Raw genomic sequence first — 18278 nt, 5'->3', positions numbered from 1 at the left:
GGGTCAGCCGCCCAGCGTCATCACGCTGTTGATCTGCTTGTCCGCGTCGGCGAGACCGGCGTCGAGGTCCTTGACCTTGCCGGCCTGCCAGTTCGTGAGGAACGTCTGGAACGTCTCCTGGTACGCCGGGCCCGACGAGGACGGCGGCGTGGTCGACGAGTTCGGGTTGGCGAAGATGTCCATGAAGGTCTTGAAGTCGGGGTCGGCCGCCAGCGCCGGATCGGTGAACGACTTCGTGGTCGTCGGGATGTTCTTGAGCGAGTTCGCCAGCTTGACGATGGTGGCGTCGTTCGTGGTCAGGTACTTGATGAGCTCCCAGGCCGCCTCGGGGTTCTTCGCGTTCTTGGAGATGCCGACGATGTTGCCGGTGACGTAGCCGCCGCCGTAGTGGGCCGGGTCGCTCGCCGGGATGGGCGCGACGCCGTACTTCAGCGTCGGCGCCTGGTCCTTGACGAACGCGAGGCGGTATTCCGCGTCCACGTTCATCGCGACCTTGCCCTTCTGGAAGGCGTTGTCCGCGCTGAACTCGTCGCCCAGGCCGGCCCGGAACGTGCGGAGGTTCTCGTAGCCGTACCAGTCGACGAGGTCCTTCTGCCAGGTCAGCAACGTCTTCCAGGCGGGGTCCGTGCCGACCGCGGACTTGCCGTCGGGGGTCAGCCACTTCGCGCCGACGGCCGGGGCGAGGTGCGCGCCGGCGTTCTCGTAGAAGTCGAAGAGCGGCAGGAACCCGACGGTCTTGAGGGACCCGTCCGGGTTCTTCACCGTCAGCTTCTTGGCGTAGTCGGTGAGCTCCGCCAGGGTCTTCGGCGGCCCGGCGAGGCCGGCCCGCGTGAACAGGTCCCGGTTGTAGAAGAGCCCGTACGCGTCGGCGAGGAACGGCATCGCGCAGCGCTTGCCGCCGAACTCGGTGTACTGCCGGGTGGTCGCGTTGAGCTGGTTGACGTCGACGTTGTCCCGCTTGAGGTACGCGGACAGGTCCACCCACGCCCCGGACGAGCAGAACTTGCCGACGATGTCGGTGGAGTACGACAGGCCGATGTCCGGGCCGTTGCCCGCGCCGATCGCCTGGGTCATCTTCGAGTCGTCCTGGCCGGCCTTCACGGTCACCCGGATCTTGGGGTGGGCGTTCTCGAACTCCTTGACGACGGTGTCGATGGCCGCCGCCTCCCGCTCGGTGAAGAAGTGCCACAGCTCGACGCTGCCGGACACCTCCGTACCCGGGTCGGCGATCTTCTGTTCCTTGGGCGCGGGGGTGCAGGCGGCGGTCACCAGCAGCGCCGCGGCCGCGGCGATGACCGTTTTCCGGGCAGGGGGTATCCGCTTGTTCACTGGGGGTCCTCTCGGCGGGGCGGTGCGGGGGATCAGGCCTGGTTGTCGCGGATCGAGGCGATGAGCGCCTCACGGACGGCGGTGAGCCCGGCGTCGAGGGCGCCGAGCAGGACCGCGTCGTCGTCGATGGTCGTGACGGCGATGGTGCTCTCCAGCGGGGCGGCGCGGCGCACCGCCGTCGTCACGGCCGCGAGCAGGGTCTCCCCGCCGGCCTGCGCGACCGGGCCCGCGAGGACCACGAGCGACGGGTCGAGCACGGCGATGACGGCGGCGAGGCCGACCGCGATCCGGTCGGCGAGCTGGGGAAAGAACTCCCCGGCCCGGTCCGGCTCCGTCGCGGCGGCGGTGACGACCTCGAGCGGCGTACGCCCGGGCACGCCGTGGTCCCGGCCGAGCGCGAGCACCGCCGCGCCGCCGACGAGGTCCTGGAGGTCGACCTTGCGGTGGGTCGAGTCGGGGGCGTACAGCGGCATGTAGCCGATCTCGCCGGCCCCGCCGCGGGCGCCGCGCAGCAGCGTGCCGCCGATGTCGATGGCGAGGCCCAGGCCCTCCTGGCCGAGCCAGAGCAGGGCGAAACCGTCGACGTCGGTGGCCACCCCGCGGCGGCGTTCGGCTACCGCGGCGAGGTTGACGTCGTTGTCGACGCCGATGCGGGTGGCGAGCGCCGCGGCGATCTCCGGGACGAGGCCGGGGCGGGCGAAGCCGGGCACGTCGACGTGGCGGATGGTCTCCGCGCGGGGGTCGTACGAGCCGGCGACGCCGAGCTGGACGTGGTGGATGCCCTCGGCCGCCACCCCGGCCGTCTCGCGCAGCTCCGCGACGACGTCGATCAGGGCGGTCTTGGGATCGGTGTGCAGGAAGTCGACGCGTCGCTCGATGCGGGCGCGCTCGGTGCCGGTCAGGTCGGCGAGGGCGGCGACGACGGAGGGGGCTCCGCTGGTGCCGATGTCACGCACGGACACCGCCGCGGCGTACGCTGCGTCCGGGTTCGCCGCGTAGATCTCCGCGTTGGGCCCCGGGCGTCCGCTGTGATAGCCGACGACCGTCACCAGGCCGGCCTCGGTGAGCCGGCGCAGCACCTCGGAGATCGTCGGCGTCGAGAGCTCGGTGAGCCGGCGCAGGTCGGCCCGGGTGAGGCCGCCGGCGTCGAGCAGGTGGGCGAGCGCCGCGCTCGCGTTCATGGCGCGAAGCAGCTTGGACGAACCCGCCAGGCGTGTCACCGGGGCCTCCGACGTGATTGGCAATCTGGCTAACAATTAGCTGGACCGTAAAACCGGTGGCCGCGCACGTCAAGGCCCGGGCCTATTGATTAATCACTTTAACTGACCTAGCGTGACGACTCATCGCCATCGATGTACCCCTCTGTGCGCCCATCCCCCTCCATCCCCCACGAGGAGCGCCATGATCCGCAAGCGAACGATCGCGTATGCCCTGGGCGGTGTGCTGGTCCCCGCAGCCGCCGTCGCCTACGGGCTCCTGCCCGCCAGCGCCGCCTCGGCCGGCCCGGTCAAGGGCCTCGCCGGCAAGTGCGTCGACGTCGCCGCCGCGTCCACCGCGAACGGCACCGCGATCCAGCTCTACGACTGCAACGGCACCAACGCCCAGATCTGGACCGTCGGCAACTCCGACGGCTCGCTGCGGGCGCTCGGCAAGTGCCTGGACGTCACGGCCGCGTCCACCGCGGACGGCGCGAAGATCCAGCTGTACGACTGCAACGGCACCGGCGCCCAGAAGTGGACCACCGGCTCCGGCAGCGCCCTGGTCAACACCGGCTCCGGCAAGTGCCTGGACGTGCCGGCGGGCAATTCGGCCAACGGCACCCAGCTACAGATCTGGAGCTGCAACGCCGGGGCCAACCAGCAGTGGACGCTGCCGGGCGGCTCGACCACGCCGACCACCCCGGCCGGCACCAACCTGGACAACCCGGCGAAGAAGGACGTGGCGATGCAGATCGTCTCGGCCGCCGAGAACTCGTCGCTGGACTGGCGGGCCCAGTTCTCCTACATCGAGGACATCGGCGACGGCCGCGGCTACACCGCCGGCATCATCGGCTTCTGCTCCGGCACGGGCGACATGCTCGAGCTGGTGGAGGCGTACACGGCCACCAAGCCCGGCAACGTGTTGGCCAAGTACCTGCCCGCGCTGCGCAGCGTCAACGGCACCGACTCGCACGCCGGGCTCGACCCCAACTTCACCCGGGACTGGCGTACGGCCGCCGGCGACGCGACCTTCCAGGCAGCCCAGGAGTCGGAGCGCGACCGCGTCTACTTCAACCCGTCGGTGCGGGACGGCAAGAACGACGGCGTCCGCGCCCTCGGCCAGTTCGCCTACTACGACGCGGCCGTCATGCACGGCTACGAGGGCATGCGCCAGATCCGCAGCCGCGCGCTCCAGCGGGCCAAGCCCCCGGCCCAGGGCGGCAACGAGACGACCTGGCTCAACGCGTTCCTGGACGAGCGTGTGATCGAGATGAAGAAGGAGGAGGCCCACTCGGACACCTCCCGGGTGGACACCGCCCAACGGGTCTTCCTCCGCAACGGCAACCTCGACCTGAACACCCCGCTCGACTTCGCCGTCTACGGCGAGCCCTTCCGTATCAATTGACCTCACTTCGTTCGGTGGGGATTGCGCCCTTTGGGTCGTTGTCGAGGTCACCGAAAACGACCACGGCAAAGAACGCCTTGTCGTTTTCGGCGCCCTCGACAACGACGGCGCAATCCGACTTTGGTCCAGCCCGGAGCCCGGAGGCGGGGAGGCGCAGTTCCCCGCCTTCCCCCTACCTGTTCCAGGTCCAGGCGTAGGCCGTGTCCTCCACGGCCAGGGCGGCGTCGCAGAGGTCGAGCGGGCGGAACGTGTCGACCATGACCGCCAGTTCGTCGAAGGCCTCCGCGCCGATCGCGCGCTCGACCGCGCCCGGCTGCGGGCCGTGCGTGAAGCCGGACGGGTGCAGCGAGATGGAGCCCTGCTCGATGCCCGAGCCGCGGCGGGCCTCGTAGTTGCCGCCGGTGTAGAACATCATCTCGTCCGAGTCGACGTTGTGGTGGTTGTACGGCACCGGGATCGCCAGCGGGTGATAGTCGACCTTGCGGGGCACGAACGAGCAGACCACGAAGTTGGGGCCCTCGAACGTCTGATGCACCGGCGGCGGCTGGTGCAGCCGGCCGGTGATCGGCTCGAAGTCGTGGATCGAGAACGCCCACGGGTAGAGGCAGCCGTCCCAGCCGACCACGTCGAACGGGTGGTGGGCGTACACGTGACGGGTCCAGCCGGCCCGGTGCTTGACGTACACCTCGACGTTCTCGCCCTCGACCTGCAACGGGGCCGACGGGCCGCGGACGTCGCGCTCGCAGTACGGCGAGTGCTCCAGGAACTGCCCCCGCACCGACAGGTAGCGCTTCGGCGGCCCGATGTGACCCGTCGCCTCGATCGTCAGCAGGCGTACCGGGCCGTCGGGGACGATCCGGTGCACCACCGAGGTCGGGATGATCACGTAGTCGCCGGTGCCGACGTCGAGCGAGCCGAAGGTGGTCTCGATCGTCGCCGTGCCATCCTCGACGTACAGGCACTCGTCGCCGACCGCGTCCCGGTACAGCGGCGACGGGCGGTCCGCCACCACGTACCCGATCCGCACGTCGCCGTTGGCGAGCAGCGGGTGCCGGCCCAGGACCGCGTCCACCGGGCCGGTGTCGAGCTTGTGCGTCCGCAGGTGTCTCGGCTTCAGCGGCAGGTTCGGGGCCTGCCGGAACGCCGGCGGCTCGTACAGCTCGGCGGAGGCGATCGCGGTGGGTGCGTACCGGTGGTAGAGCAGGGAGGAGTCGGCCGAGAAGCCCTCCTGCCCCATGAGCTCCTCCGCGTAGAGTCCGCCGTCCGGCCGGCGGAACTGGGTGTGCCGCTTACGGGGGATCTCCCCGACGCTGCGGTAGTACGGCATCGTTGCCACCACCCCTTGGAAACTGACAATACGGACGGTGTTGTCCGGCTCTCGAAGCGTCCATTAGGTTCAGTATTCGTGTCAACGCTGGTGCCGCCGCTGTTCGCCGGGCTCGTGGACGACGCGTCCGTGCTCCCGCCCGGCGCCGTCGCCGCGGGCGAGGCCGTGGCGGCCCATCGGCGGCACCGCTCCGCCTGGTACGCCCCGCTGCTGGGGCCGCTGCTCGTACCCTCGTCGTTCGTGCATCTCGACCCGCCGCCGCGCGGTCTGCCGGTCGGGGTGATCAACGACGGCGCCATCGCCGCCCTGCCCGCCGCCGTCGCCAAGCTGCGCGCCGCCGGCGCCGCCGTGACCCAGGTCGAGGCCCTGGTGGCCCGGCGCGGCGAGGACCCGCAGCCGGGCCTGGGCGCGCTGCGCGGCCTCGCCGCCGACGAGCAGGACCTTCAGGTGTACGCCGAGATCCCGCTGAGCTGGGGCCTGCTGGCCGCCCTCGACACCCTCGCCGAGGTGCGCGCCGGCGGGACGTCGATCCGGCCCAAGTTCCGGGTCGGCGGGCTGGCCGCCGAGCTGTTCCCCACCCCCGTCGAGCTGGCCGCGGTCATCTGCGCGTGCCGGGACCGCGACCTGACGTTCAAGTTCGCCGCCGGCCTGCGGCACGCGCTGCGGCACACCGACCCGGAGACCGGCTTCACCCACCACGGCTTCCTCAACGTGCTGGTCGCGACCGGGGTCGCGGTGGACGGCGGCGAGGTGGCCGACGTGGCCGAGGTGCTGGCGGCCACGCATCCCGTGCCGCTGGTCGAGCCGGCCCGCGCCCGGCGCGACGACGAGCGCCCGCTGTGGGTCGGGTTCGGCGCGGTCAACGTGCTGGAGCCGCTGACGGAGCTGGTCCGTCTCGGCCTGATCAACGGCGGATTCGAGTGACTCTTTTCGGCCCGGAGACCCTGCCCTACGGCGTCTTCTCCACTCCCGGCGGCGCCCGCCGGATCGGCGTCCGGCTCGGCGACGCGGTGCTCGACCTGGCCCGCGCCGAGGCGGACGACCTCATCCTCGCGGGCGGCGCCCTGCGGCAGCCCAGCCTCAACGTGCTGATGGCGCTCGGCCGTCCGCAGTGGACGGCGATCCGCGCCCGCGTCGCCGAGCTGGCACCGGATCTGCCGGCCATCCCGCTCGCGGACGTCGAGCTGCACCTGCCGTTCGAGGTGGCCGACTACACCGACTTCTACTCCTCCGAGCACCACGCCACGAACGTCGGCCGGATCCTGCGCCCCGACCGGCCGGGCCTGCAACCGAACTGGAAGCACCTGCCGATCGGCTACCACGGGCGGGCCGCGACGGTGGTCGTTTCCGGTACGCCCATCGCCCGCCCCGCCGGCCAGCTGGGCCCCGGCGAGTACGGCCCGTCGCGGCGGCTCGACATCGAGGCGGAGGTCGGGTTCGTGGTGGGCGTACCGGGGCGCCGGCTGCGCACCGCCGACCTCGCCGAGCACGTGTTCGGGGTGGTGCTGGTCAACGACTGGTCGGCCCGCGACATCCAGGCGTACGAGTACCAGCCGCTCGGCCCGTTCCTGGGCAAGTCGTTCGCCACCTCGGTCTCGCCGTGGGTGGTGCCGCTGGAGGCGTTCGCGCCCGTCGAGCCGCCCGCGCAGGATCCGGCCCCGCACGACTACCTGCTGCCTCCGGGGCCGGCGCTGGACATCCGGCTCCGGGTGGAGTGGAACGGGACGGAGGTCAGCTCCCCGCCGTACGCGCAGATGTACTGGACCCCGGCCCAGCAGCTCGCCCACCTGACCAGCAACGGGGCGCTCGTGCGCACGGGCGACCTCTTCGCCTCCGGCACGGTCTCCGGGCCGGAGCGCTCGCAGGCCGGCTCCTTCCTGGAGCTGACCTGGAACGGGGCGGAGCCCGTACGCCTCGCCGACGGCACCACCCGGGGCTTCCTGCTCGACGGCGACACGGTGACGATCAGCGCCACCGCGGCCGGGGCGGGCGGCACGACGATCGGACTCGGATCGGTAACCGGAACTGTCTGTCCCTGACCGGCCACTCCCCGTACGGTGTACGCGGGAGAGGGGGTCATTCGATGTCCACGGTCGCGGTGACACGGCTGGTCGAGGCGCCGGTCGTCGAGGTCTGGCGGGTCTTCACCGACCTGCGGCGGCGGCGCGAGTGGCTCTCCACGGTCACCCACGTGGAGATGCTCACCGACGGCCCGTTCGGCGCCGGGACGGTGTGGCGCGAGACCCGCACGATGGCCGACGGCGGGGAGATCACCGAGGAATTCCGGGTACGCGAGTGCGCCGTGCCCGAACGGTTCGTGGTGGAGTCGCCCGGGATCGGCGCCGACTACCGGATGACGTACACCTTCGTGCCGGTGCTCGAGGGGCGGCACCGCGGCGGGACGATGGTCACCGTCGTGCAGGACGGCACGCCGACCGCGCCCGCCGGGCGGTTCCTGGCGCTGGTGTTCGGCGGGCTGGCCGCCCGTACGGTCGAGGGCGCGCTCCGCCGCGACCTGGACGATCTCGCCGCCGCGGCCTGAATTACTGTCCCGGGATGACCCGGAACCTGCTGCGCGCCCTCGCCGCGGTGGTCGTGCTGGCCGCCGCCGGACTCATCGGCTGGCGGGTGCTCGCCCCCACGGAGGTGCTCGAGCCGGCGGACGAACCGTTCCCGGTCGCGGCCGCCCGCGCGCCGGGTATCGCCGGAAAACTCCTGATGGCGCCGCTTGTCGTCGACGACCGGATCCGGGTGTACGCCGGCAAGCGCTACGTGAAGGCGGACGGGCCGGTCGACGCCAAGACGATGGCCACCGCGCTGTGGTCGTACCGGCGGTGGCCGGAGCGGGTCAGCGGGGTCGTCGCGGTCGGCGCCACGGTGGTGACGCGGTGGACCGACGGCCTGCTGGTGGCGCTCGACGGGGACACCGGCCGGGAGCTCTGGCGCGCGGGCGGGCCGGCCGCCCCCGGGTTCGCCGGGCGCACCGGCGCCGAGGCCGTCTGGGCGCCGCCGGGGCTGCATGTCGCCGGGACCAGCGTCCTGGTCGTCGCCGGCCGCCGGCTGCTGGCCCTGTCGGCCGCGGACGGCTCCCGGCGCTGGACCGCGGACCTGCCGGTGGGCTGCACGGACCCGTTCGTCACGGCCGGCGGGCGTTTCGTGTGCGGCGAGGGGGCCTGGGACGTCATCTCCGGCACGCCCGTACGCGGCTGGCCGCCCGGCCCGTCCACGCCGCTGGGCTGCGACGTGGCGCGATCCGGGTGCGCCGGGCTGCGCGACGCGTCGGGGCGGGGATGGCTGGCCGGCTCGCGGCGGCCGGAGCGGGTGGCCGCCCTCGACGCGCCCGATGCCACCGCGGCGGGCGGCCTGATCCTCGCCACGGCTTCCGGCGCGGTGACCGCCTCGGGCGCGGCGACGTGGCGCTGGGCGGGGGAGGCCCGGGTGCTGGGCGTACGCGCGGACAAGGTCGTGCTCCTCACCGCGGCGTTCGAGGTGGTGACCCTGGACGCGCGGACCGGGGCGCAGCTCGGGCGCTTCCCGGCGTACGTGGACGACGAGCGGGTCGAGCCGTGGAAGCCGCACCTGTGGCAGGTGGCGGGCGGGGTGGTCGCGGTGGAGCGGCTGTTCCCGGACGCCACCGACGACACCACCGAGCACGGCCACTACTACACGATGGACCCGGTCCTCCTCGCCGCGATCTGACCCTTGACGCCCGCACGGTGCACCAGAGGACGCGGCTCGCCCTGCTGACGGTGGCACCTGGGCGTCCATCACGGCGGCCGGAGAGCGCGCGCTCGGCGACGAGATGACCGTGCTGGCCGGGATCCTGGAGAGGTTCCGGCGCAGACGCTAGGCGAGCGCGGCCAGCAGGGCGGTCCAGGCCTCCTCGGCGGCGCCGGCCAGCGGGCCGTCGTCGCCCAGGCGGGCGGCGAGCACCGGCGGCGGGGACGCGCGGCGGAACCCCATCAGGCCCGCCCGGTACGCCTCGTCGATCCGGTCCGGTGCCGCGGCGAGCAGGTCCACGCCGAGGCCGCCCAGCGTCACGAGGTCCGGGTCCAGGCCGTTGACCAGCCCCGCGATGCCCCGGCCCAGGGCGGTCGCCACGATGGCGGTCGCGGCGGCCGGCTGCGGGTCGGTGGCGGCGATGATGCGGCGGGCGTACGAGACGGGGTCGGGGGGCTGCTCGTGGCCCAGGAGGCGGGCCAGGGCGGAGCCGTCGACGGCGGTGCCCCAGCAGCCGTACGCGCCGCACGGGCACGCCACCGCCGGGTCGCCGAACGGCATGTGCCCGAACTCGCCGGCCGCGCCCAGGGCCCCGACCAGCACCTGGCCGCCGTTGACCACCGCGCCGCCCAGGCCCGCCTCGATGCGCAGGTGCAGGGCGACCGAGGCGCCGACGGCCAGGCCCCGGTGCGACTCCGCCGAGGCGGCCAGCGTCGCGTCGTTGCCGGCCACGAAGATCTCCGCGCCCGGCCATGCCGCCGCCAGGTCCACGCCGTGCCAGCCGAGGTTGCTCGCGTCGAGCCGGAGGTCGCGGGACACCGTGCCGGGCACGGAGATCCCGATGCCGCGGATCCGCCCGCCGAACGTGGTCCGCAGCTCCGCCACCGCCGCGCCGATCGCGGCGACCACCTCGGCGCCGCCGAGGCCCTGCGACCCGGCGCTCCGGCCGGCCAGCGTGCCGCCGCCCAGCTCGACGACGTCGACCCGCCAGGCCTCGTGGGTGATGGACGCGGCCGCGATCAGCGGTCCCCGGGGGTGCGGGATCAGCGCGGTCGTGGGCCGCCCGCGGGCGCCGCTCGGAGCGGTGGGACCCTCGGCGAGCAGTTCCGCCTGGCCGAGCCGGCCGACGAGCTCGGTGGTGGCCCCGGTGCCGACCCCGATCAGCCGGGCCGCGTCCGCCCGGGTGACGCCGGGACGGGCGTGCACCACCCGCAGCAACTCGGTCGCGCGCGTCGTCACACCGCCCCCTTCTGGGCCGTTTTGTCGCCCAACCTCCCCATCTTGGCGCCGACAAGGCCGTTCCGCGCGGAGACACCCCCTACAGGCTTGCCTCCGCGGCGGCGAGGAATGCGTCGTTCTCCTCCGGCGTACCGATGGTCACCCGGACGCCGTCCCCCTGGAACGGGCGGACGATGACCCCGCGCTTCTCGCAGGCCGCCCCGAAGGCCGCCGCCCGGTCGCCCAGCGGCAGCCAGACGAAGTTGGACTGGCTCGACGGCACGTCCGGCAGCAGCTTGCGCAGCGCCTCGGTGACCCGCTCCCGCTCGCTGATGACGATGGCGCAGCGCCGCTTCACCTCGTCCTCCGCGTCCAGCGCGGCGAGCGCCGCGGCCTGGGCCACGATGCTGGTCGAGAACGGGGTCAGCACCTTGCGGATCGCGCCGGCCACCTCCGGCTGCCCGACCAGGAAACCGATCCGGAGGCCGGCCAGGCCCCACGCCTTGCTCAGCGTGCGCAGCACCACGACGTTCGGGCGATCACCGTACGTGACCAGGCCGTCCGGGACCTCGTCGTCCGTCACGAACTCCCGGTAGGCCTCGTCCAGCACCACCAGCACGTCGTCCGGCACGTCGTCGAGGAAGCGGTCCAGCTCGGCCCGGCGCACGCTGGTGCCGGTCGGGTTGTTCGGGTTGCAGACGATCGCCAGCCGGGTCCGGTCGGTGATCGCCTCCGCCATCGCCGTCAGGTCGTGCCCGTGACCGGCCGTGTTCGGCACCCGGACGCTGGTCGCGCCCGCGCCGGCCGAGATGATCGGGTACGCCTCGAACGAGCGCCACGCGTACACGATCTCGTCGCCGGGCAGGCAGGTCGCCTTGACCAGGTGCTCGGCCAGCGCGACCGAGCCGCAGCCGGTGACGATGCGCTCGGGGCTGATGCCGTACCGGGCGGCGAGCTTGTCCCGGAGCTCGACCACGCCCATGTCCGGGTAGCGGTGCGACTGGGCGACCGCCGCCGCCACCGCCTCGGGCACCCCGGGCAGCGGCCCGAACGGCACCTCGTTGCTGGCCAGCTTGATCGCCTCGGCGATGCCGAGCTCGCGGGCCAGGTCGGCGACGTTGCGGCCGGGCACGTACGCGGGCAGCGCCTCCAGGTCGGCACGGGTCAGCCTGGTCATCGTTCTCCTCCGGTGGAATCGTCGGCCTTGCCCGGCGTGGCCGGTACCGGCTGGGGCGGGCGGCCCGGCGGCACGGCGACCACGACGGTGCCGGCGGACTTGTCGTGCAACGCCTGGTGCAGCCGCTGGTCGAAGAGCACCGAGCCGCTGTCGATGAGCTGGGCGAGGAAGCCGATGCCGTAACAGCTCCAGAACGGCGTCCACATGCCGAGTCGGCCCCAGCGCCGGAACGCCCGGCCGAAGCCGATCGGGGTGGTCTCCTCGAGCTTGACGACCCGCACCTGCATCAGCCGTTTGCCCAGGGTCTGGCCGCTGTTGGCGATGGCGGGCACCTCGTACGCGAACCACAGCGCCGTCGCCACGAACAGCATCGTCAGCATGATGTAGCTGGACCGCACGGAGGCGGGCTGCGGGCTGGCGAACGGGTCGGCCATCGCGGCACGGAAGATCGGTTCGACCTCGAGCCACCACTGGTACGCGAGCCAGCCGTTGACCAGCACGTTGAGGACCAGCACGGCCGCGATGTCGACGAGCCGCGCCACGAGCCGGCGGCCGAGCCCGGCGAGCGGCATGCCGTGCGGCTGGGCGCGCGGCACCCACCCGGGCGGCGGCATGGGGTAGCCCGGCGGCGGCACGGGGTAGCCCGGTGGCACCGGATAGACGGGCGGCGCGGGGTAGCCGGGCGGAGCCTGCTGACCCGCGGGTGACATCGGCTGACCAGGTACGGGCTGGCCGGGCGCGGGCTGGCCCGGTGCGGGCTGGCCGGGTGCGGGCTGCCAGCCCGGTGGGGGTGTCCAGCCCGGCGGGGGCGGGTAACCGGGCGGGGGCGCCCAGCCGGGCGGCGGGGGCGGGTATCCCGGGGGCGGGGTCCAGCCCGGTGGAGGGTAGCCGGGCGGCGCTCCCCAGGCGGGCGGCGGCGTGGCGGCGGGACCCGGCTCGGGGGTGGCCGGCTTCGGCTCCTCCGGGGGTTCCTCGGCGGGCGGCCCGTCCGGGGGTTCCTGGTCCGCCGGGATCGCCTTGCCCAGCCAGCCCTCGCCGTCCCACCAGCGCTGGGTCGACGGGTCTGCCGGGTCCTTGTACCAACCGGCGGGTAGCGAACTCATGGCGCAACCTTTATCACGACGGTCCTGGCGGCCTTGTCGTGCAGGGTCTGCTGGTAGGGCTTGTCCCACAGTTGCCAGAGGCCGTCGAGGTAGCTGAGGAACGGCACGAACAGCCCGCCCACGAACTCGACGAGGTAGCGCTTCGCCGCCATCCCACGGGTCAGCGTGGCGCCCGGCTCGAACGGGACCACCTTCACCTTGATGAGCTTCTTGCCCAGCGTCTGGCCCGTACGGAACATCATCTCGACGTAGTAGACGTAGTAGGCGGCCAGCAGGAAGACGAAGAATCCGGCCTCGACGAGCAGCAGGGTCACGAAGAAGTCGCCGAACGCGCCGTCGGAGAACGAGACGCCCGGCGCGTACGGGTCCGACATCGCGACCGGGTCGGGGAACCGGTCGATGACCAGCCAGGCGATGACCGGCAGGAACAGCAGCATGCCGGCCGCGCCGAGGATGGCCGAGTCGATCAGGTACGCCAGCAGGCGGGTGCCGAAGTCGGCGAGCGGCCGGCCGTCCGGGGCCACCGGCACGGGCTGCGGCCGCCACCCGGGCGGTCCGGACGGCGGCGGTCCGTATCCGGGCGGTCCGTATCCGGGCGGTCCGTATCCGGGCGGACCGAATCCGGGGGGTCCGTATCCGGGCGGCGCGTATCCCGGTCCACCGCCGGGGTAGGGCTGCCCGGGCGCGGCACCCGGCCACGCGCCGGGCCCGCCGGCGGAAGGGCCGGCCGGTGGCGGCGCCGGGGCGCGGACCGGCCCGGGTTCCGGGCGGCCCGCGGCCGGGGCGTCGTCGTTTGCTTCGGTCACGGAGACAGTGTTACAGGTTTCCCCGCAGCTCCTGCTCCCGCTCGATGGCTTCGAAGAGGGCCTTGAAGTTTCCCTTGCCGAATCCGAGCGAGCCGTGCCGCTCGATCAGCTCGAAGAAGACCGTCGGCCGGTCCTGCACGGGCTTGGTGAAGATCTGCAGCAGGTAGCCGTCCTCGTCCCGGTCGACCAGGATCTTGCGCTTCTTGAGCTCCTCGATCGGCGCCCGGACCTCGCCGATGCGGGCCCGCAGCTCCGGGTCGTCGTAATACGAGTCCGGGGTGTCGAGGAACTCCACGCCGGCCGCGCGCATGGCGTCCACGCTGGCGATGATGTCGTTGGTCGCGACCGCCACGTGCTGGGCGCCCGGTCCGCCGTAGAACTCCAGGTACTCGTCGATCTGGGACTTGCGCTGGGAGACCGCCGGCTCGTTGAGCGGGAACTTCACCTTGCGGGTGCCGTCCGCGACGACCTTGCTCATCAGCGCCGAGTAGTCGGTGGCGATGTCGTCGCCGATGAACTCGGCCATGTTCGTGAAGCCCATGACGCGGCGGTAGAACTCGACCCACTCGTCCATCCGGCCCAGCTCGACGTTGCCGACCACGTGGTCGACCGCCTGGAAGAAGCGCTTGGGCTGGAGGCCGGCGTCGATGGCCGGCTGCCGGTCCACGATCGGGCCGCGCGCCACGAAGCCGGGCAGGAACGGGCCGTCGTAGCGGGAACGGTCGACCAGCGAGTGGACGGTGTCCCCGTACGCGGCGATCGAGGCGATCCGGACGGTGCCGTGCTCGTCGGTCAGGTCGTGCGGCTCGGCGACCGAGCGGGCGCCCGCGGAGAGCGCGTGGGCGTACGCCTTGTCGACGTCCGGCACGGCGAGCGCGATGTCCGAGATGCCGTCGCCGTGCTTGGTGACGTGCTCGGCGCCCGGGGCCCCGGCGTGCACCATGCCGGTGACCACGAACCGGGCCGCGCCACTGACCAGCACGTACTCGGCGTGGTCGCGGTGGCCGTGCTCGGGGCCGCGGTAGGCGACACAGGTCATCCCGAACGCGGTGGAGTAGTAGTGGGCCGCCTGCTTGGCGTTGCCCACGAGGAAGCGGAGGTAGTCGACGCCCTTGACGGGGAAGACGTCGTCCGTGCGCGTGGCGTGTTCCATCATCTGCGTCATGACGTGAGGTTGTCCCAGCTCACAGCGCTGGGCAACAGTGGGTTTTCCGGCTGGTCAGTCTGCGCATTCGGTAGGGTCTGGACGCATCATGGCTGAACAAGATGTCCACCTCGACGGCCTGGACGGCCGGCTGCTCACGATGCTCGCCGGCGAGCCGCGGATCGGGGTGCTGGAGCTCTCCCGCCGCCTCGGCGTCGCCCGCGGCACGGTGCAGGCCCGGCTGGACAAGCTGATCGCCCGCGGAGCCGTCCGCGGCTTCGGCCCCGACGTCTCCCCGTCCGCGATCGGCTTCGGGGTGATGAGCTTCGTGACCCTGGAGATCTCCCAACGGTACGGCCACACCGCCGTGACCGGGCACCTCGCGGAGATCCCGGAGGTGCTGGAGGCGCACACGATCACCGGCAGCGGCGACCTGATGTGCCGGATCGTCGCGCGCTCGAACGCGGACCTGCAACGGGTGATCGACCACATCCTGGCGTACGAGGGGATCGTCCGCGCCTCGACGATCATCGCGCTGGCGGAGCAGATCCCGTACCGGACGATGCCGCTGGTCAGGGCGGCCAGCGGAACATAAGCCCGCGACACGGCCTTATCGGGCTAATGGTCAGGCGTTGTCGATCTCGTTACCGTGTCCGGCGTGGCTTCCGGCGGTCCCTCCCCCAAGAGCGTCGCGCTCGTGGGCGTGATCGTCGTCATCGTGCTCGCCACCACCGGCGTGTGGAACCCGTTCCCCGGGATCTGGTCGTGGATCACCCGCGCCGACCCGATCGCCGAGGGGGTGGCGACCTGGCAGGCCGAGATCGGCGGCTCCCCGCAGAGCGTCACGATCACCGGCGGCTCGGTCGTCGTCGAGTACCGCACCTCGATCGAGGCGTACGGGCTGGCCGCCGGCGTGCGGCTGTGGAAGTCCGACGCCGACTGGGCCGGGGTGGCCGGCACGGACGCGAAGGCCGTGGTGGTGGCCGGGCGGCTGCTCACCAAGGGCTACGAGGTGCTCGACCCGGCGACCGGTGCGGTGCGGCGCAAGGACACCGAGGCGACGGCGGTGTGGACGTACGCGGACGCGGTCCTCGACCTGCGCTGCCCCAAGGCCGGCGAGTGCGAGCTCAGCGCGTGGGAGCCGAACGGCAGCAAGCCGATGTGGACGGTCGGCACGCCCGGCATCGGTTTCGTGCTCAACGCCTCGAACCCCGACCTTCCGGACACCCAGCCGGTCAGCGGCAACCGGGTCGACACGCGCGCCGCCGGACCCCTGCCGCTGCCCAACCTCATCGGGCTGCCCGGGGACGGCAAGGTGCAGGTCATCGACACCGCCCAGGGCCGGGTGGTGCAGACCCTGACGCCGAACCGCAACCAGCGCGTCGCCGTCGTCGGCAGCCGGGTGCTGACCGTGACCGGCGAGGCGCGCGACGGCACCTGCTACTACGGCGTGGTCGCGCAGGATCCGCCGTCCGGCCGGGTGGTGTGGCAGCGCGCCGGGCTCAATCTGCGTACGGCGGACAACGGGTCGGACTGCAAGCAGGAACGCGACCCGGCCGGCGGCTCCGACGTGGTCCTCGGCGTCGATCCGGTCGGCCGGCAGGAGCTGATCGCCGCGCACGACGGCCGCGACCTGTGGCACGGCCGGGACGGGCAGAACGTGCTCGCCGTCGACAACTCGTACGCCCTCATCCGCACCGCCGACAAGACCCGGGTCAGCGCCCGCTCCTTCAGCCGCGGGGCCGTGGTGTGGCGCCGTACCGTGGGTGCGGGGGCCTCCGCGGCGCTCACGCCGTACGCGGCGATCATCGCGGAAGCGAAACCGAGCCGGATCATCGCGCTGAGCCCGCGCACCGGGGGTGTGCTGACCGAGGCGCGCACGGACGCGAAGGTGTTCGCGGCCGGTCCGGGCGGCCTGATCCTGGTCTCCGGGCGGGACATGGCCTACCTCCCGTACGCGTCCTCGCCGGCCCGGTGACCCAACCGGTATGCGGGCGTGACCCGGCTGGTTCGCACTGCTGGGCCGGGCTGGCCTAGGCTTGCCCGTCATGAGCAGAGCCGCCGCTTTCTCGTACTCTCCGCTGTTGCCGACCGGGGAGGACACGACCGAGTACCGACTGCTCGCGGACGAGGGCGTGGACGTGGTCGAAGGGCCCGGCGGCCGGCGGTTCCTCACCGTCGACCCGGCGGTGCTGACGCTGCTGACCGCGGAGGCGATGCACGACATCGCGCACTTCCTGCGGCCCGCGCACCTCGCCCAGCTGCGGTCCATCATCGACGACCCGAAGGCCTCGCCCAACGACCGCTTCGTCGCGCTCGACCTGCTGCGCAACGCCAACATCGCCGCCGGCGGCGTGCTGCCGATGTGCCAGGACACCGGCACCGCGATCGTGATGGGCAAGCGCGGCCGGCACGTGCTGACCGACGGGCTGGACGAGCAGGCCATCGCGCTCGGCGTCTACCAGGCGTACACCCGGCTGAACCTGCGGTATTCGCAGCTCGCCCCGCTGACGATGTGGGACGAGAAGAACACCGGCTCCAACCTGCCGGCCCAGATCGAGCTGTACGCGGAGGACCCGGGCGGGCAGCCGGACGCGTACAAGTTCCTGTTCATGGCCAAGGGCGGCGGATCGGCCAACAAGTCGTACCTCTACCAGGAGACCAAGGCGCTGCTGAACCCGGCGCGGATGATGGAATTCCTGGACGAGAAGCTGCGCCTGATCGGCACGTCGGCCTGCCCGCCGTACCACCTCGCCGTGGTCATCGGCGGCACCAGCGCCGAGCACGCGCTCAAGACGGCGAAGCTGGCCAGCGCGAAGTACCTGGACAACCTGCCCCGCGAGGGCTCGATGACCGGCCACGGCTTCCGCGACGTGGAGCTGGAGGCGGCGGTTCTCGAGCTGACCCGGGACTTCGGCATCGGCGCCCAGTTCGGGGGGCGCTACTTCTGTCACGACGTACGCGTGATCCGCCTGCCCCGGCACGGCGCCTCCTGCCCGGTGGCCATCGCGGTCTCCTGCTCGGCCGACCGCCAGGCCCTGGGCAAGATCACCCCGTCCGGCGTCTGGCTGGAACGCCTCGAGCCGGACCCGGCCCGCTTCCTCCCCGACGTGACCGACGAGGCGCTGGAGACCGACGAGGTCGTCCGCGTCGACCTCAACCAGCCGATGGAGGTCATCCGGGCGGAGCTCGCCAAATACCCGGTGAAGACCCGCCTCTCCCTCTCCGGCCCGCTGGTGGTGGCCCGCGACATCGCCCACGCCAAGATCGCCGAACGCCTCGACGCGGGCGAGCCGATGCCGCAGTACCTGCGCGACCACGCGGTCTACTACGCCGGCCCGGCGAAGACCCCGGAGGGCTACGCGTCGGGCTCGTTCGGCCCCACGACGGCCGGCCGCATGGACGCGTACGTGGAGAAGTTCCAGGCCGCGGGCGGCTCGCTGGTCATGCTCGCGAAGGGCAACAGGTCGGCCCAGGTGACCCGCGCCTGCCAGAACCACGGCGGCTTCTACCTCGGCTCGATCGGCGGCCCGGCGGCCCGGCTGGCCCAGGACTGCATCCGCCACGTCGAGGTGCTGGAATACCCGGAGCTCGGCATGGAAGCGGTCTGGAAGATCGAGGTGGAGGACTTCCCGGCCTTCATCGTCGTGGACGACAAGGGCAACGACTTCTTCGCCGAGGTGACGAAGCCCGTCCTGAGCATCGGCCGCCGCTGAGGGTCAATCCGGCCGCCACGCTGCGTGGTTGAATTTCACCCTCGCAATTTCAGGTATTGGCCGGGAAACTTGAAAACCAGCATGCGGATGCGCCGTTCACTTGAAAATGAGAAGCCGGTTTTCAAGTTTGCCGT

16 protein-coding genes are annotated in these 18278 nt (G+C 72.4%); 8 read left to right on the top strand and 8 right to left on the bottom strand.

Annotation, left to right across the window (positions count from 1 at the left end; translation table 11 throughout):
• Window positions 1–3: 3 nt before the first annotated feature.
• Complete coding sequence (locus CLV70_RS16810; RefSeq protein WP_106127452.1) at window positions 4–1329, bottom strand: ABC transporter substrate-binding protein; 1326 nt, start codon at window positions 1327–1329, stop codon at window positions 4–6.
• 32 nt (window positions 1330–1361) lie between these two features.
• Window positions 1362–2549 (bottom strand): ROK family transcriptional regulator, encoded by a 1188-nt coding sequence (locus tag CLV70_RS16805; protein WP_106127451.1) that lies wholly within the window; start codon window positions 2547–2549, stop codon window positions 1362–1364.
• Window positions 2550–2730: 181 nt separating this feature from the next.
• On the opposite strand from CLV70_RS16805, the gene CLV70_RS41730 reads away from it, so the two are divergent.
• Window positions 2731–3933: a chitosanase gene (locus CLV70_RS41730; protein ID WP_106127450.1), complete on the top strand. Its 1203-nt coding sequence runs from the start codon at window positions 2731–2733 to the stop codon at window positions 3931–3933.
• 172 nt (window positions 3934–4105) lie between these two features.
• Here the strand turns inward: CLV70_RS41730 and CLV70_RS16795 are convergent, their stop codons facing one another.
• Window positions 4106–5260 carry a homogentisate 1,2-dioxygenase gene (locus CLV70_RS16795; protein ID WP_106127648.1) on the bottom strand — a complete coding sequence of 385 codons (1155 nt, stop codon included), beginning with the start codon at window positions 5258–5260 and terminating at the stop codon, window positions 4106–4108.
• A 78-nt stretch (window positions 5261–5338) separates the two neighbouring features.
• Between CLV70_RS16795 and CLV70_RS16790 the strand changes: the two genes are divergently transcribed.
• The 4 genes from CLV70_RS16790 to CLV70_RS16775 are packed head-to-tail and all read left to right on the top strand — an operon-like array spanning window position 5339 to window position 8959.
• Window positions 5339–6184, top strand: coding sequence for a hypothetical protein (locus CLV70_RS16790; RefSeq protein ID WP_211303792.1), 846 nt, complete (start codon window positions 5339–5341; stop codon window positions 6182–6184).
• Complete coding sequence (fahA, locus tag CLV70_RS16785) at window positions 6181–7299, top strand: fumarylacetoacetase (RefSeq protein WP_106127448.1); 1119 nt, start codon at window positions 6181–6183, stop codon at window positions 7297–7299. Before CLV70_RS16790 ends, fahA begins: the two co-directional genes overlap by 4 nt.
• 44 nt (window positions 7300–7343) lie before the next feature.
• Window positions 7344–7802, top strand: coding sequence for an SRPBCC family protein (locus CLV70_RS16780; RefSeq protein WP_106127447.1), 459 nt, complete (start codon window positions 7344–7346; stop codon window positions 7800–7802).
• Between the two features lie 14 nt (window positions 7803–7816).
• Entirely contained in the window at window positions 7817–8959 is a 1143-nt protein-coding gene (locus CLV70_RS16775) for an outer membrane protein assembly factor BamB family protein (RefSeq protein WP_106127446.1), read from the top strand.
• A gap of 147 nt (window positions 8960–9106) precedes the next feature.
• Here CLV70_RS16775 and CLV70_RS16770 read toward each other — a convergent pair whose 3' ends face one another.
• The 5 genes from CLV70_RS16770 to hppD all read right to left on the bottom strand — a co-directional run bounded on the left by CLV70_RS16770 (window position 9107) and on the right by hppD (window position 14449).
• Window positions 9107–10219: an ROK family protein gene (locus CLV70_RS16770; RefSeq protein WP_106127445.1), complete on the bottom strand. Its 1113-nt coding sequence runs from the start codon at window positions 10217–10219 to the stop codon at window positions 9107–9109.
• 79 nt (window positions 10220–10298) lie between these two features.
• On the bottom strand, window positions 10299–11375 hold the full coding sequence (gene hisC / locus CLV70_RS16765; protein ID WP_106127444.1) for a histidinol-phosphate transaminase: 1077 nt from the start codon (window positions 11373–11375) through the stop codon (window positions 10299–10301).
• The gene (locus CLV70_RS16760) at window positions 11372–12478 is read right to left on the bottom strand and encodes an RDD family protein (protein ID WP_106127443.1); all 1107 of its coding nucleotides are present in this window, start codon (window positions 12476–12478) and stop codon (window positions 11372–11374) included. The genes hisC and CLV70_RS16760 overlap by 4 nt, the downstream gene beginning before the upstream one ends.
• The gene (locus tag CLV70_RS16755) at window positions 12475–13002 is read right to left on the bottom strand and encodes an RDD family protein (RefSeq protein WP_245908301.1); all 528 of its coding nucleotides are present in this window, start codon (window positions 13000–13002) and stop codon (window positions 12475–12477) included. Before CLV70_RS16755 ends, CLV70_RS16760 begins: the two co-directional genes overlap by 4 nt.
• A 292-nt stretch (window positions 13003–13294) precedes the next feature.
• Entirely contained in the window at window positions 13295–14449 is a 1155-nt protein-coding gene (hppD, locus tag CLV70_RS16750) for a 4-hydroxyphenylpyruvate dioxygenase (RefSeq protein WP_106127441.1), read from the bottom strand.
• An 88-nt stretch (window positions 14450–14537) separates the two neighbouring features.
• On the opposite strand from hppD, the gene CLV70_RS16745 reads away from it, so the two are divergent.
• From CLV70_RS16745 to CLV70_RS16735, 3 genes are all read left to right on the top strand, one after another.
• Entirely contained in the window at window positions 14538–15023 is a 486-nt protein-coding gene (locus CLV70_RS16745; protein WP_106127440.1) for an Lrp/AsnC family transcriptional regulator, read from the top strand.
• 63 nt (window positions 15024–15086) lie between these two features.
• Window positions 15087–16406 carry a PQQ-like beta-propeller repeat protein gene (locus tag CLV70_RS16740; protein WP_245908280.1) on the top strand — a complete coding sequence of 440 codons (1320 nt, stop codon included), beginning with the start codon at window positions 15087–15089 and terminating at the stop codon, window positions 16404–16406.
• 70 nt (window positions 16407–16476) lie between these two features.
• Window positions 16477–18144 (top strand): fumarate hydratase, encoded by a 1668-nt coding sequence (locus CLV70_RS16735; RefSeq protein ID WP_106127647.1) that lies wholly within the window; start codon window positions 16477–16479, stop codon window positions 18142–18144.
• The last annotated feature ends 134 nt before the right edge of the window (window positions 18145–18278 follow it).

This window comes from Pseudosporangium ferrugineum (assembly GCF_003002065.1).
Classification (GTDB): Bacteria; Actinomycetota; Actinomycetes; order Mycobacteriales; family Micromonosporaceae; genus Actinoplanes; species Actinoplanes ferrugineus_A.
Note: the sequence above shows the minus strand (reverse complement) of the source record. Positions and strands in the feature narration are given on the sequence as shown.

Coding starts and splice junctions, on each gene's coding strand:
- CLV70_RS16745 (WP_106127440.1), top strand. CDS start 14,538: ATGGCTGAACAAGATGTCCACCTCGACGGCCTGGACGGCCGGCTGCTC.
- CLV70_RS16735 (WP_106127647.1), top strand. CDS start 16,477: ATGAGCAGAGCCGCCGCTTTCTCGTACTCTCCGCTGTTGCCGACCGGG.
- CLV70_RS16775 (WP_106127446.1), top strand. CDS start 7,817: ATGACCCGGAACCTGCTGCGCGCCCTCGCCGCGGTGGTCGTGCTGGCC.
- CLV70_RS16760 (WP_106127443.1), bottom strand. CDS start 12,478: ATGAGTTCGCTACCCGCCGGTTGGTACAAGGACCCGGCAGACCCGTCG.
- CLV70_RS16795 (WP_106127648.1), bottom strand. CDS start 5,260: ATGCCGTACTACCGCAGCGTCGGGGAGATCCCCCGTAAGCGGCACACC.
- CLV70_RS16780 (WP_106127447.1), top strand. CDS start 7,344: ATGTCCACGGTCGCGGTGACACGGCTGGTCGAGGCGCCGGTCGTCGAG.
- CLV70_RS41730 (WP_106127450.1), top strand. CDS start 2,731: ATGATCCGCAAGCGAACGATCGCGTATGCCCTGGGCGGTGTGCTGGTC.
- hisC (WP_106127444.1), bottom strand. CDS start 11,375: ATGACCAGGCTGACCCGTGCCGACCTGGAGGCGCTGCCCGCGTACGTG.
- hppD (WP_106127441.1), bottom strand. CDS start 14,449: ATGACGCAGATGATGGAACACGCCACGCGCACGGACGACGTCTTCCCC.